The organism is Xanthomonas sp. CFBP 8445 (assembly GCF_025666235.1).
In the GTDB taxonomy this organism is placed as follows: domain Bacteria; phylum Pseudomonadota; class Gammaproteobacteria; order Xanthomonadales; family Xanthomonadaceae; genus Xanthomonas_A; species Xanthomonas_A indica.
The window spans coordinates 436,889-450,591 of record NZ_CP102594.1; the positions used below are offsets into that span (position 1 = coordinate 436,889).

Below are 13,703 nucleotides of genomic sequence, written 5' to 3' on the forward strand. Positions count from 1 at the left end.
GCCGATCTGCACTGGCATCGCCGTCGATTGACGTTGCAGTTGCGCTGTCGCTGCAACGGATTGCGCGCTCCGGCAATGGTCGCGATCACAGTGCGCGTGCGTGATTGGCCGCGTCGATGGCATCGATTGCAAGGAACGAATGTTCTGTGCGCCGCGCTGCCGCCATGCTGCAGCTCCCTTCACGCGAGCCGACGCCATGCGCCCTGGATCCCTGTTGTTGCTTGTCCTGTTGTCGCCTTCCCTGAGCCTGTCGGCCAGTGCCGCACAGTCCACGCTCACCCGCGACAATGGCGCGCCGGTGGGCGACAACCAGAACTCGCAAACCGCAGGGCCCAATGGCCCGACGCTGCTGCAGGACGTGCAACTGATCCAGAAGCTGCAGCGCTTCGACCGCGAGCGCATCCCCGAGCGCGTGGTGCACGCGCGCGGCACCGGCGTGCATGGCGAGTTCACCGCCACCGCCGACATCTCCGACCTGAGCAAGGCCAAGGTGTTCGCGCCGGGTACCACCACGCCGGTGTTCGTGCGCTTCTCCTCGGTGGTGCACGGCAACCATTCGCCGGAAACGCTGCGCGATCCGCACGGCTTCGCCACCAAGTTCTATACCAGCGAAGGCAACTGGGACTTGGTCGGCAACAACTTCCCGACCTTCTTCATCCGCGATGCGATCAAGTTCCCGGACATGGTGCATGCGTTCAAGCCGGACCCGCGCACCAACCTCGACGACGATGCGCGCCGCTTCGACTTCTTCTCGCACGTGCCCGAGGCGACCCGCACCCTGACCCTGCTGTACTCCAACGAAGGCACGCCCGCCGGCTATCGCTTCATGGACGGCAACGGCGTGCACGCCTACAAGTTGGTCAACGCGCAGGGCCAGGTGCACTACGTCAAGTTCCACTGGAAGAGCCTGCAGGGCCTCAAGAACCTGGATCCGCAGCAGGTGGTGGCGGTGCAGGGCAAGGACTACAGCCACCTGACCAACGACCTGGTCGGCGCGATCAAGCGCGGCGACTATCCGAAGTGGGACCTGTACATCCAGGTGCTCGCGCCCGAGGATCTGGCCAAGTTCGACTTCGATCCGCTGGACGCCACCAAGATCTGGCCGGGCGTGCCCGAGCGCAAGATCGGGCAGATGGTGCTGAACAAGAACGTGGACAATTTCTTCCAGGAGACCGAGCAGGTGGCGATGGCGCCGGCCAACCTGGTGCCGGGCATCGAGCCGTCGGAAGACCGGCTGCTGCAGGGGCGCATCTTCTCCTACGCCGATACCCAGCTGTACCGCGTCGGCACCAATGGCCTGAGCCTGCCGGTGAACCGGCCGCGGGTGGCGGTCAACAACGGCAACCAGGATGGCGCGATGAACGCCGGCAGCACCAACAGCGGCGTGAACTACGAGCCGAGCCGGCTCAGCCCGCGGCCGCAGGATCCGAGCGCGCGCTACAGCCAGTTGCCGCTGTCAGGCACCACCCAGCAGGCCAAGATCACGCGTGAGCAGAACTTCAAGCAGGCCGGCGAGCTGTTCCGCAGCTACAGCAAGAAGGAGCAGCAGGACCTGATCCAGAGCTTCGGCGAATCGCTGGCCGGCACCGACGACGTGAGCAAGCACATCATGCTGTCGTTCCTGTACAAGGCCGATCCGGCCTACGGCAGCGGCGTGGCACGGGTGGCCAAGGGCGACCTGGCGCGGGTCAAGCAACTGGCCGCGCAGTTGCAGGATTGATGCGTCCCACGCGCGGCGTGGCGGCGCTATCGCCGCGCTGCGCATCTTCTTGCGGAGATCACCATGCGTCGTGTTGTTCTTTTCCTGCTCGGCCTGGCGGTGAGCGCCACGGCCGCCGCGGCACCGGCCGCGCCTGCGGCGCCCGATACGGCCGCGGTGCAGGCGCAATTGCGCACCTATTTCTTCGATGCCGCGCGGCAGGGCCGCCAGGACATGCTGGCCGAGTTCATCCGGGCCCATTACGACCTCGATACCCGCGACGACAAGGGCTATACCGCGTTGATCCTGGCCGCCTACCACGGCCAGCAGGCGGCGGTGGAGCAGTTGCTGCGCGCAGGTGCCGACCCTTGCGCGCAGGACAAGCGCGGCAACACCGCGCTGATGGGCGCGATCTTCAAGGGCGAACTGAGCATCGCCAAGCGGCTGATGCAGGCCGATTGCGCGCCGGACCAGCGCAACAACGCCGGGCAGACCGCGGCGATGTACGCGGCCCTGTTCCAGCGCACCGAGGTGCTGAAGGAACTCGCGGCCAAGGGCGCCGATCTGCAGGCCAAGGATGCGCAGGGCAACGACGTGGCCCGGCTGCAGCGCGGCGAGTTCGCGACCGCACCGGCGCGCTGAGCGATCGCGCCCCGCCTCCGGGGCGGGTGCCGGGCATGGCCATCGCACCGCGCGTGGATCGCGGGCCCCGGATCGGCGAAAATGCCTGGGTGGCCGGTTCCTCCGGCCCGCCGCGGCCCGAGCCGCGCTGTCCGCCGCCTTGGCGGGCGGCGGCGCATCCGGGCTGCGTGCTGCCCTGTCGGCATCGTGCCGGCGCCCTGCCGCGGCTCGCCGTTGCCCATCCCGGATCTGTCTTGAACGCCACTGCCCCTGTTTCGCCCGACAAACTGCCCCTGGCCGAGCGCCTGCGCATCGCCCTGGACCTGCTCGAGGCCATCGCCGCCGACCGGCGCGTGCTCGATACCGTGCCGGAGGCCGAGCGGGTGCGCCTGCTGCAGGTGGTCGCCCAGGTCTTCAACCCCGAACCCAAGGCGCGGCGCAAGCTGCTCAAGGAACAGGCGCGCGAGCGCCACCAGGAGAAGGTGCGCAAGGCCGAGGAGCTGCTGGCGCAGACCGGCATCCGCGCGCTGCGGCGCAAGCCGGTGTTCAGCACGCCGAACTATTTCCCGCCGCACACGCCGGAAGCGCTGATCCACGCGCAGGCCGCGGCGGCCGAGCCGGCAGCGCACTCGCCCGAACTGCGCCACTGCTACGTGTGCAAGCAGAAGTACACCGAGCTGCATCACTTCTACGACCAGATGTGCCCGCCCTGCGCGGAGTTGAACTACGTCAAGCGCACCGAGACCGCGGACCTGCGCGGGCGCGTGGCGCTGCTCACCGGCGGCCGGGTCAAGATCGGCTACCAGGCCGGGCTCAAGCTGCTGCGCGCCGGCGCCGAGCTGATCGTGACCACGCGCTTTCCGCGCGACTCGGCGGCGCGCTACGCGCAGGAGCCGGATTTCGCCGAATGGGGCCACCGCCTGCAGGTGTACGGGCTGGACCTGCGCCACACGCCCAGCGTCGAGGCGTTCTGCAGCGAACTGCTGGCCACCCGCACGCGCCTGGATTTCATCGTCAACAACGCCTGCCAGACCGTGCGCCGGCCGCCGCAGTTCTACGCGCACATGCTGGCCGGCGAGACCGCCGCGCTGCACGAGCTGCCCGAACAGGTGCGCCGGCTGGTGGGCCAGTACGAAGGCCTGCGCGGTCCCGACCTGCTGCCGTCCGGGGGGAACACGCTGCCGGCCGGGGACGGCAATGGGCGCGCCGGTGCCGACGGCCTGCTGCGCGCCGCGGAACTGTCGCAGGTGCCGCTGCTGGCCGACGATCTGCTCGCCCAGCAGCACCTGTTCCCGGAAGGACGCCTGGACCAGGACCTGCAGCAGGTGGACCTGCGCGGGCGCAACTCCTGGCGCCTGCTGCTGGACGAAGTGTCGTCGGTGGAACTGCTGGAGACGCAACTGGTCAACGCGGTCGCGCCGTTCGTCCTCAACGCGCGGCTCAAGCCGCTGATGCTGCGCACGCCCGAGCGCGACAAGCACATCGTCAACGTATCGGCGATGGAGGGGCAGTTCTACCGCAACTTCAAGACCACCCGGCATCCGCACACCAACATGGCCAAGGCCGCGTTGAACATGATGACCCGCACCTCGGCGGCCGATTACCAGAACGACGGCATCCACATGAACAGCGTGGACACCGGCTGGGTCACCGACGAGGATCCGGCCGAGATCGCCGCGCGCAAGGTGCAGGAAGAGCGCTTCCATCCGCCGCTGGACATCGTCGATGGCGCCGCGCGCATCGTCGATCCGATCATCCACGGCTTCAACACCGGCGAGCACGTGTGGGGCCAGTTCCTCAAGGACTACGCGCCGACCGATTGGTGAGGCGGCGCGCCGCCATCGCCACGGTGCGCGACGTGCATCCGCGTCCGCGCGCGGCCTAGCCGCGCGTGCGGTCCGCGGCCGTGGCGGCAGCGGGTTCGGCGTCCTTCTCGCGGCCCCAGAACTCCACCATGATGGTCATCATGGTCCACACGATCAGTGTCGGCTGCACCTTGTCCGGCAGCAGGTCGTGACCCTTGAGCATCACGTCGATCACCTTCGGCAGCAGCAGCGCCATCACCAGGGTGTAGATCGCGTAGGCCACCCGGTGCCGGCTGCTGGAAATGAACAGGATCGAGATGACCAGGCTGGCGAGCACGGCCAGCGCCACGCCGAACTGCCAGGCACTGAGGCGTTCGGTGCCGGTGAGCACCAGGCCCAGGACGGCGCCGAAAAACATGTTCAGGCCGTTGAGGTTGGCCTGGTACTCGTCCTTGGTCATGCGGCCGAGGCCGACCTTGCCGAACACGTTCCATCCCTTGCGCATGCTCGTTCCCCTTCGCGCTGTCGCATCCTGGCGCCGCCACGCCCATCGGCTGGCCGCACGCCTCCCCGCGCCCACTGTAGCGAAGATCGCGCGCGTCCGCCGCCTGTCCGCCGCACGCGGGGCATCCGTGCCCGACAGCGCGGGACGCGCGCCTGCGCTAGTCCAGGGTCTGCAACTCGCCGCGCGGGCCGGTCGCGGTCAGATACAGGTGGCCGAGGCTGATCGGCAGGCGGAAGCGGCGCGGGCCGGCGCTGCCGGGGTTGAGGTAGAGCACGCCATCGCGGGTCTGCAGCGACGGCATGTGCGAGTGGCCGCTGATCACCACGTCCACGCCGTCGGCGACGTGGTCCAGCGTCTTCAGGTCGTGGCGCACGTGCAGGCGCACGCCCTCGATGTCCAGGTCCAGGGTCTCGGGCAGCGCCTGCGCCCACGGCGCGGTATCGATGTTGCCGCGGATCGCGTGCAGCGGCGCCAGTGCCCGCAGCGCCTCCAGTACGTCGGCTTTGCCGATGTCGCCGGCATGCACGATGGCCGCACAACCGCGCAGCGCCTCCAGCGCCTCGGGCCGCAGCAGGCCATGGGTGTCGGCGATCACGCCGAGATGCAGCGGTCGAAGGGCAGGCATTGGCGGCGCTTCCTGGGGCGTGACCAGCCTGCAGCCTACCGATTCGGGAGTGGTGGCGTCGTCGACTGTATGTGCGCGCCAGGTTCGGTGGAGGTGGTTGCGCCAAGGCATCGTGCCGATGCCGGGGGTGGATCAACGCCGGCATCGGCGCTTGCGCGCACCGCCGGCGCGTCGCGGCGCATCCCGGCGTCGCAACCACGCGTGTCACGAACCGTACCCTCGGACCGCCATGCATTAACCCGCACGTAGCGGCACGCCGCGCCGTGGCGGCATGCGCACGCGACGTGTTGTACCGTTGCCACGCGCGCCGCCGCCGATGTCGCACACCATCGCACGGCGGCGCCTTTCTTCTCCAGCAGACTTCGATCGATGGCCTCTTCCGCTACGCCCCCAGCCGCCGCCGAGGCCGCGCCGCACGGCGCCGCCGCCGTGTTCCGCGTGGTCACCGGCAACTTCCTCGAGATGTACGACTTCATGGTCTATGGCTTCTATGCCACGGCCATCGGCCATGCGTTCTTCCCGTCGCACAGCGCGTTCGCCTCGCTGATGCTGTCGCTGGCCACGTTCGGCGCCGGGTTCCTGATGCGGCCGATCGGCGCGCTGGTGCTGGGCGGTTACATCGACCGGCACGGGCGTCGCAAGGGCCTGATCCTGACCCTGGGGTTGATGTCGGCCGGCGTGCTGCTGATCGCCTTCGTCCCCGGCTACGGCACCATCGGCGTGCTGGCGCCGCTGCTGGTGCTGCTCGGCCGCCTGCTGCAGGGCTTCTCCGCCGGCGCCGAATTGGGCGGCGTGTCGGTGTACCTGGCCGAGATCGCCACGCCGGGCCGGCGCGGCTTCTACGTGGCCTGGCAGTCGGCCAGCCAGCAGGTGGCGGTGGTGTTCGCCGCCGCACTCGGCGTGGCCCTGCATGCGCTGCTGTCCGACAGCGTGATGGACAGCTGGGGGTGGCGCGTGCCGTTCGCCATCGGCAGCCTGATCGTGCCGCTGATCTTCCTGATCCGCCGCTCGCTGCAGGAAACCCCCGAGTTCGCCGCGCGCCAGGCACCGGACCTGGCCGGCATCGCGCGCTCGCTGCGCGCCAACGTCGGGCTGATCCTGGCCGGCGTGGGCATGGTGATGATGACCACCGTGTCGTTCTACCTGATCACCGCCTACATGCCGACCTACGGCCGCACCGAACTGCACCTGAGCGAGCTCGACAGCCTGGTGGTGACCGGCTGCATCGGCCTGTCCAACTTCGTGTGGCTGCCGGTGATGGGCGCGCTGAGCGACCGCATCGGCCGCAAGCCGCTGCTGGTGTTCGCCAGCGTGGCGATGCTGCTGACGGTGTGGCCGGCGCTGCAGTGGCTGGTCGATGCGCCCTCGTTCGTGCGGCTGCTGCTGGTCGGCGAGTGGCTGTCGCTGCTGTACGGCGCCTACAACGGCGCGATGGTGGTGGCGCTGACCGAGGTGATGCCGGCGGAGGTCCGTACCACCGGCTTCTCGCTGGCCTACAGCCTGGCCACCGCAACGATGGGCGGCTTCACCCCGGCGGTGTCCACCTGGCTGATCCACACCACCCATAGCCGCGCCGCGCCGGCGTTGTGGCTGTCGCTGGCGGCGCTGATCGGCCTGGCCTGCACGCTGCTGCTGTTCCGTCGGCAACGCGGCGCTGGCACGTTCCACGCCGCCTGATCGCGGCACGGCGTGGAGGCGGGGCCGGGCAGCGGCAGAATGGCGCGTCGTCGCCAAGTGCGATCGCCCGCCGCGGGCAGCGGCGGGCGACGCGCGTACCCGTGCTGGCGCGGGATCAGCCCAGGTCCAGCGCGGCGGTGAGATCGCCCGGCACCACGCCGCTGGCGGCGTGCATCGCGCGTTCGCGCTCGACCAGGCCCGGCAGCGGCTCCAGGCCGAAGCGGCGGGTGATGAAGCGCAGGATCGAGCCGGTGTCGTAGACGCCGTGGTCGACGTGGCCGCGCTTGGCATACGGCGACACCACCAGCGCCGGGATGCGCGAGCCGGGGCCCCAGCGGTCGGCCTTGGGCGGCGCCACGTGGTCCCACCAGCCGCCGTTCTCGTCGAAGGTGATGAACACGACGGTCTTGTCCCACAGCGGGCTGTTGCGCAGCGCGTCCACCACCATCGCGATGTGGCGATCGCCGGCGGCCACGTCGGAATAGCCGGCGTGCATGTTGAGGTTGCCCTGCGGCTTGTAGAAGGTCACCGGCGGCAGCGTGCCGGCCTGCACGTCGGCAAGGAAGCGGTTCTGCGGGGCGCTGTCGCCCAGGCCGCCGTCGCGCAGGTGGCGCGCCCGCGCCGGCGTGCCGGGGGCGAGGTTGGCGAAGTAGTTGAACGGCTGGTGGTGGATCTGGAAGTTGGGACTGCCCGGGAACTCGCTGGTGTCGCCGGTGTCGCCCTTGCCCTGCACCGCCAGCCCCCAGCCGCCGGCGTACCAGGCCCAGTCCACGCCCTTGGCGTCGAGCGCGTCGCCGATGTGGCGGTGGGTCTGCGGCGGCAGCGTGTTGGGGCTGTTGGGATCGGCGTAGTCCGGGCGCGTCGGGTCCTGGCTGGTGCTGGGCTGGAACGGCGGGCTCAGGGTATTGATCGCCCAGAAATCCGGGGTCAGCGCGCCGTTGCGCACGAAGCGCGGCCGGCCGTTGAGCGCGGTGCCCGGCGAATCGTCCTGCAGCGCCAGGCGGATCTCGTCGGGGCGGTCGCTGGCCAGCACGCTGATCTGGGTGCGCGCCGGGCTGCTGTCGGCCTTGGGGTAGTACGGCGCCTGCGCGGCGACCAGGTACTGATGGTTGAGGAACGAGCCGCCGAAGGCGCCCATGAAGAAGTTGTCGCACAGCGTGTAGTCGCGGGCCAGGCTCCACAGCCGCAGCGTGGCCGGCGCATCGGCGTAGTGGCCCATCACCAGGCCGCCGGCGTCGCTCCACGCGGCGAAGCCGTCGTTGCGGCCGCCGTTGATCTGCATCTGGTTCTCGTAGAAGCGATGCACCAGGTCGCGGGTCACGATGCCGTGCGGCAGCAGTTGGCCGTCGGGCGCGCGCAGCGCGAACGGCGCGTTGGGCAGCGGCCCGATCGCGTCCTCGCCGATCTTGTAGCGGCGGTGCGCCACCACCTGTTCGTCCGGCGCCAGCCCGCCCCAGATCGGCGGCAGGATGTCGAGCACGCTGCCGTCGCGGTCCACCTGCCGCGCCTGCGCCGGCGTCACCTTGGACAGCGGCTGCTGCAGCCCGGGGAATTCGGGGAACAGGTTGTTGAAGCTGCGGTTCTCGGCGTAGATCACCACCACGTGCTCGATCTTCTGCCGCAGTTGCCGATCCAACTCCGTCGCCGACAGCGCACGCGCGGGCGCGCGCTGGGCGGTCGCGGCCTGGGCCTCGGCGGGGCCGCCGAGCGCCAGGGCGCTGCCGGCCAGTGCCAGGCCACCGAGCAGGCGCCGGCGTTGCGGGTTTTCGGGAGTGGTGTCGGTGTCGGCGGTGGTGGACGCGGGATCCTGAGGCGGCTTCTTCACGGTGTCGTTGGGCGAGGGAAAGGCACCCGCCAGTGTGGGCCGCGTGAATGACAAGTCAAAGCGAGCCGGTCCCAGTGCAGAACCCGCGTTCAGCGGGCGTATCGCAGGAGTGACCCGGCGCGGATGTCGAAATGGATCGAGAGCGGTGCTCGCTTCGGTTCAGCGAGAGGGGTGGACCCCAAAGACCTGTTCGCACAGCGCGACGTACCGTCCCGAATCGTCGCGCGCCGCCGCCCCACTGGCGATGGCCGCACTCAGCGCCGGACCGAGCCGCGTCTCGCCCAGGCGCGCGGCCAGCGCCGTCAGTTGCGCCTGGAACCGATGCTGCATGTCGGCGATCTGCCCGGCATCGTGCCCGAGCCAGGCGTGGCCCTTGTCGTTGTACGCGGCGGCACCGTGCAAGGTGTCGGCCAGGTCGCGCTGCGGGTCCTGCGGATCGGTCGGCATCGTGGCGTGCGGGATCGTGGTGGATCGCACCGCAGATCAGGCGGCGGGCGTTCCGGCCCCGTCCGCCCCTTCGGCATCGCCCAGCGCATGTTGCACGTACAGGCGCTTGACCAGCACGTAGAGCACCACGGTGAGCGGCGCCGCCAGCACCACGCCCATCGGCCCGAACAGCACGCCGATGCCGAACAGCGAGAACAGCAGCAACGCCGGCGGCAGGTCCACCGCACGCGCCTGGATCAGGGGCTGCAGCACGTGGCCCTCGAGTTGCTGCAGCACCACGAACAGCAGCAGCGCGCCCAGCGCCACCTGCGGGCTGACGGTGAAACCCAGCAGGATCGCCGGGACCGCGGCCACGATCGGGCCGACGATGGGGATGAAGTCCAGCAGCGCGGTCAACAGGCCGATGCCCAGCGCCACCGGCACGCCCAGCAGCCACAGGCCGATGCCGGTCAGGGTGCCGATCACCGCCATCGCCAGCAACTGCCCGGTCAGCCACGCACGCAGCGCCTGGCCGCTGGCGGTCAACGCCTCGTCGGCGACGCCGCGACGGTCGCGCGGCAGCAGGTGCAGCAGGCCCTTCCGATACAGCGCCGGCTGCGCGGCCAGGTACAGCCCGCCGACCATCATCAGCACCGCGTCGGTGACGCCGCCGCCGGCCGACAGCACGATCGCGCCGGCGTGCGTGGCCAGGGTCGAGGCGCCGTCGCGCAACTGGTCGGGGATGCGCTCGATCTGCGGCCCCAGCGGGCCGGACTGCAGCCAGGCATGGAACTTGTTCCAGGCCGCCGGCAAGGTGGCGCGGAAGGTGTCGATCTGCGCGGCCACCTCGGCGCCGAACAGCAGCACGATGGCCGACAGCGCCAGCACCAGCACCAGGATCACCAGCGCCAGCGCCGCCCACTCCGGCAGCGGCAACCACTTGCGCAACAGCGTGGCCAGCCCGTGCAGCAGCACGCCCACCACCACCGCGCCGAACACGATCAGCAATAGCTCCGACAACTGCCAGGCCAGCAGCGCCAGCGCGCCCAGCGCCATGACGACCAGCACCCGCGCCGTGAACGCGCGCAGGGGCGAGGGGGAATTCGGGAGCGAGGCATTCATCGGTGGCGCGGATCCCGATCAGGACAATGAGCGCGGACAGTAGTGGCAGGGCGGTGCAGGGAGGGCGAAGATCGCGCACCGCCCGTCGGCAGCGCCTGCCCACCGGTCGGCGCGTGGGCGATGCCCGCGTGTGCGGTGGTTTCGACGCTGGTTGGTCGGGCTTACGGCGCTATCGGTCGACCAACCGACCGGCCGAGGCCAACGCTACTGGCCGGCGGGTGGCTGCCAGAGTTCCACCTTGTTGCCTTCCGGGTCGATGACCCAGGCGAAGGCGCCGTATTCGGATTCGTCGATACGATCCAGCACGTGGCAGCCTTCCTCGCGCAGCGCCGCGACCAGGGCATGCAGATCGTGCACCCGGTAATTGATCATGAAAGGGGCCGTGCCGGGCGAGAAGTGCGGTTCCCGCGCCGCCGCGCCGATCGACCAGACGGTGGAGCCGGTCACTGGTGCGCCGCTGCCGTCGTTCCAGGCGAAGGCAGTGCCGCCCCAGGCCTGCACGTCGATGCCGAGATGGCGCTGGTACCAGGCCTGCAACGCGGCCGGATCCTGCGCCTTGAAGAAGATGCCGCCGATCCCGGTGACGCGTTTCATGGAACCTCCGCTGGTCCGATGGTGGGCTGGCCGGGCAGTGGCTCGTAACCGTCGCCGCGGCCGCTCAGCCAGCGCAGTCTACGCTTGCCGGCCTCGCCCAGGTACGCCGCGGCAGCCAGCAGCAGGGGATGCCGCAGATCCGCATCGGTCATCGTCCGCGCGCGTCCGCCCACCGTGATGCTCAGGAAATGCGCCTGGTCCGCCTCGTCGTCGTAGCTGCGCGCCACCAATTGGTTGTGGCCGTCGCTGAAGCGATAGAGGGTGTAGGCGTAGTAGTAGCCGTCCGCGTCGTCGGGCTCGCTGGCGTCCACGTGGTGGGTGATGTCGACGTGCATGTGGGACTCCGGGTGGACCGCGATGTTTGTCAGGCCGTACTCGAGACCACGTGGCCTGTCCCCGCGTTGCCGTTCGCCCAGAGCGTGAAATCGGCGCCCGCCGGGAAATGTGCAATTGCGTCAGCCATCAACAACTGTACCGCGGCCCGGAACGTATCGCCGGGCGACGGGCGACCGGTAAAGGTGAGACGGGCCGACCACGGTTGCTGATCGATGCAGAGAATGGCGCACCATTGCCGGAGACGAGCGCAGTTGCCTTGCTTCCTGATTGCGCAGGAAGCAGATGCAGATCGGCGAGGAAGTGATGCGGCATGTCATGCATCAGGCAGCTGTCCGGTCACGGCTTGCCCCAGCGCTCCTCGACATTGAAAAGCACCTCGCAATCGCAGAAGCCGCCGTGTGCACCAAGCCAAGGGATGACCGACTCCGGAGCGACGCCGTGGGACGCGAGGAACTGGGTGGTGAGCCGCAAGGAATGATCGCAGCCATCGGCGAGCGCGTCATTCAGGTGATCGAACAAGGCCCAGAGCGTTTCCTTGGGGAGGGGAAGGGTTGCCTCGTCAGATGCGCGCTGCTCGGACTCCTTCGTCCTGCGGAGCGCTTTGCGACCTTGAGCGTTGGTGTCTTGTGTCATTGTCGATGTCGCTGGAAGAAAACGATGGTGCGGCGTAAGGAGTCGGGGAGCACGACGCGCGCCGGATGATCAGCCGGCCCGGATCCAGGCCTTGATAGCCAGGGTGACACGCTGGCGAGTCTCGGCATCCGCCTTGCGAACAAGATACGGCGACCGATTGCCCAAGACCCCCGGCGCGGTCGACTGCACGCGCTCGGCGAGCTGCGCGATGAAATCACGCCCGAGCGCGCGGAATTGCTCTACTTCCTGGGCAGTCAGCGCCATGGTCCACGCGTAACCGACCGGGCCATGGCTGCAGTTGACGTCGAGCAGCAGCGTGTCGCCGTCGCGCAGCAGGAACCAGGCGTGCGGTTCGTGCTCCACTACCTGCATGGCGCCCTCCTGTGATGCGCGAGGACGACGCCCTGCGCGGGGCTGCACCACCTTGCATGCATGACGTAACAGCTCCTGTCGCTTACGTCGACGGTTTGTTCTTGCTGTACACGATCTTCTTGCTTCCCGCCGCACAACTGCCGATGACCTTGCGATCCTTGATGTCGGCGTTGTCGACGATCTCCAGCGTGTAGTCCTTGACGCCGTGGGCATCGAGTTTCGCGGTGAGCTCCGCCTTCAACTCATCGCAATTCTTGCGGGCAAGCGCTGGCGACGAGGCAAGGGCAAGTAACAGGAAGGCGATCGTGTATTTCATGATGGGGCCGATGGTTGAGGGAAGGAATCTTTCGGAGCCAGCAAAATGAGGTACTGAACTTCACGGTGGAGCCGAACATTTGCCTATGGCGAGCGATTGGTGAGACCTGGATGCTCGTATCGAGTGTAGCAACTTGCCGATTGCGCCCATCGCCAAGACCGTCGCACGCCCTGGCCGTCCACAGCGCCAGCCGCGGCAGGCGACGCGCTGGTGAGGGTGTGCGAGTCGTGCTGCATCGCATTCAGGGATCGGCCCAGATGCCCGAGTCATACATCAGCCGCATCGTGTAGTTGAGCTGCAGCGTCTGGTTGGGGCCGCAGGCGATCCGCGTGGTCTTGTCCGACGCTCCAGGTCCGGAGACGGAAATGGACGAGGCGGATCGGAGCGGGTCGAACAGGCTGTACCGGTAGCCGCCATTGGCGAACTCGATCGATGCGTTGCCGTTCAAGAACGAGCGATAGCTAAACAGTCCGGTCGGCGGCTTCTTCTCGGCGGGGTATTGCAATACCAGCTTGCCACCCTCCGACGCCCGATACTGCAGGTAGCCCGAGGTCCGGTTGACTAGCTTCGACGAGCACAGCGAGAACACGCGTTTGCGCGTTTGGCAGGTCCACAGCGTGAGCTCTTCCTTCTCGCAGAGCGGGCTGTGTTGGTACTCGCTATCGGATTCCTGCAGTGTCGCCTTGGTGATGGATGACACTGGCTCCGAAGCCGGTGCTGCGAGCGGCAGGCCCAGCAAGGCCGCTGTCATGGCGATGCCTGCCATTGTCTTCTTCATTTTTTGCCTTTCGCGGCGGACCATGTCAAGGGAAGGTGGAGTGTGTAAACGACGCCGTCGACCTGTTGTGGTGTGCCGTAGGCTTACGGTGGATGCCGGCTCCTCGCCAGTAGGGTCCGAGCCCGATCAGTCGCCGCCTGCAGAGGGATGCGAAGAGAGCAGCTTTTCTGAGTCGGGAGCTATCAGAGAAATCTACTTCGCGATTTTCGGAAAAAATGTCGTCGGTCCGATCAAGCGACGGAAGTACATCCGTACCGGCTGTGGTGGTTTCCATCAACGTACTGACAAATGCATTGCCAATGCTCAACCCAAGTTAGGCCGCCACCGCGAGTGGTGGCCGGATTGAATAGAACAAATCGTCAGGCCCGC

The 13,703-nt window shown here is 68.4% G+C and carries 15 protein-coding genes; 4 read left to right on the forward strand and 11 right to left on the reverse strand.

Going from position 1 to position 13,703, the window contains the following annotated elements:
• The first annotated feature begins 196 nt into the window (after positions 1-196).
• The 3 genes from katB (at position 197) to NUG21_RS02005 (ending at position 4,146) form a co-directional block, all read left to right on the forward strand.
• Complete coding sequence (gene katB, locus NUG21_RS01995; protein ID WP_160946775.1) at positions 197-1,720, forward strand: catalase KatB; 1,524 nt, start codon at positions 197-199, stop codon at positions 1,718-1,720.
• A 63-nt stretch (positions 1,721-1,783) separates the two neighbouring features.
• Positions 1,784-2,341, forward strand: a complete 558-nt coding sequence (locus tag NUG21_RS02000; RefSeq protein WP_263392126.1) for an ankyrin repeat domain-containing protein — start codon at positions 1,784-1,786, stop codon at positions 2,339-2,341.
• 233 nt (positions 2,342-2,574) lie between these two features.
• Entirely contained in the window at positions 2,575-4,146 is a 1,572-nt protein-coding gene (locus NUG21_RS02005) for an SDR family NAD(P)-dependent oxidoreductase (protein ID WP_263392127.1), read from the forward strand.
• A 55-nt stretch (positions 4,147-4,201) separates the two neighbouring features.
• Here NUG21_RS02005 and NUG21_RS02010 read toward each other — a convergent pair whose 3' ends face one another.
• Together NUG21_RS02010 and NUG21_RS02015 are read right to left on the reverse strand one after the other, a co-directional pair.
• Positions 4,202-4,630, reverse strand: coding sequence for a hypothetical protein (locus NUG21_RS02010; RefSeq protein WP_242081435.1), 429 nt, complete (start codon positions 4,628-4,630; stop codon positions 4,202-4,204).
• Positions 4,631-4,787: 157 nt separating this feature from the next.
• Positions 4,788-5,255: a metallophosphoesterase family protein gene (locus tag NUG21_RS02015; RefSeq protein ID WP_242081434.1), complete on the reverse strand. Its 468-nt coding sequence runs from the start codon at positions 5,253-5,255 to the stop codon at positions 4,788-4,790.
• Between the two features lie 369 nt (positions 5,256-5,624).
• Between NUG21_RS02015 and NUG21_RS02020 the strand changes: the two genes are divergently transcribed.
• On the forward strand, positions 5,625-6,932 hold the full coding sequence (locus NUG21_RS02020; RefSeq protein ID WP_263392128.1) for an MFS transporter: 1,308 nt from the start codon (positions 5,625-5,627) through the stop codon (positions 6,930-6,932).
• 115 nt (positions 6,933-7,047) lie between these two features.
• Here the strand turns inward: NUG21_RS02020 and acpA are convergent, their stop codons facing one another.
• The 9 genes from acpA to NUG21_RS02065 form a co-directional block, all read right to left on the reverse strand.
• The gene (gene acpA / locus NUG21_RS02025) at positions 7,048-8,757 is read right to left on the reverse strand and encodes an acid phosphatase (protein ID WP_263392129.1); all 1,710 of its coding nucleotides are present in this window, start codon (positions 8,755-8,757) and stop codon (positions 7,048-7,050) included.
• A gap of 159 nt (positions 8,758-8,916) precedes the next feature.
• On the reverse strand, positions 8,917-9,204 hold the full coding sequence (locus NUG21_RS02030; RefSeq protein ID WP_263392130.1) for a hypothetical protein: 288 nt from the start codon (positions 9,202-9,204) through the stop codon (positions 8,917-8,919).
• 36 nt (positions 9,205-9,240) lie between these two features.
• Positions 9,241-10,239: an AI-2E family transporter gene (locus tag NUG21_RS02035; RefSeq protein WP_160946868.1), complete on the reverse strand. Its 999-nt coding sequence runs from the start codon at positions 10,237-10,239 to the stop codon at positions 9,241-9,243.
• A 270-nt stretch (positions 10,240-10,509) separates the two neighbouring features.
• Positions 10,510-10,899: a VOC family protein gene (locus NUG21_RS02040; RefSeq protein ID WP_019796018.1), complete on the reverse strand. Its 390-nt coding sequence runs from the start codon at positions 10,897-10,899 to the stop codon at positions 10,510-10,512.
• Entirely contained in the window at positions 10,896-11,234 is a 339-nt protein-coding gene (locus NUG21_RS02045; protein WP_019796017.1) for a hypothetical protein, read from the reverse strand. Before NUG21_RS02045 ends, NUG21_RS02040 begins: the two co-directional genes overlap by 4 nt.
• A 337-nt stretch (positions 11,235-11,571) precedes the next feature.
• Complete coding sequence (locus NUG21_RS02050) at positions 11,572-11,868, reverse strand: DUF2695 domain-containing protein (protein WP_263392131.1); 297 nt, start codon at positions 11,866-11,868, stop codon at positions 11,572-11,574.
• Between the two features lie 69 nt (positions 11,869-11,937).
• Positions 11,938-12,240, reverse strand: coding sequence for a hypothetical protein (locus tag NUG21_RS02055; protein ID WP_019797343.1), 303 nt, complete (start codon positions 12,238-12,240; stop codon positions 11,938-11,940).
• Between the two features lie 82 nt (positions 12,241-12,322).
• Complete coding sequence (locus tag NUG21_RS02060) at positions 12,323-12,556, reverse strand: DUF1161 domain-containing protein (RefSeq protein WP_019797344.1); 234 nt, start codon at positions 12,554-12,556, stop codon at positions 12,323-12,325.
• Between the two features lie 241 nt (positions 12,557-12,797).
• Complete coding sequence (locus NUG21_RS02065) at positions 12,798-13,334, reverse strand: hypothetical protein (RefSeq protein WP_263392132.1); 537 nt, start codon at positions 13,332-13,334, stop codon at positions 12,798-12,800.
• Positions 13,335-13,703: the final 369 nt, after the last annotated feature.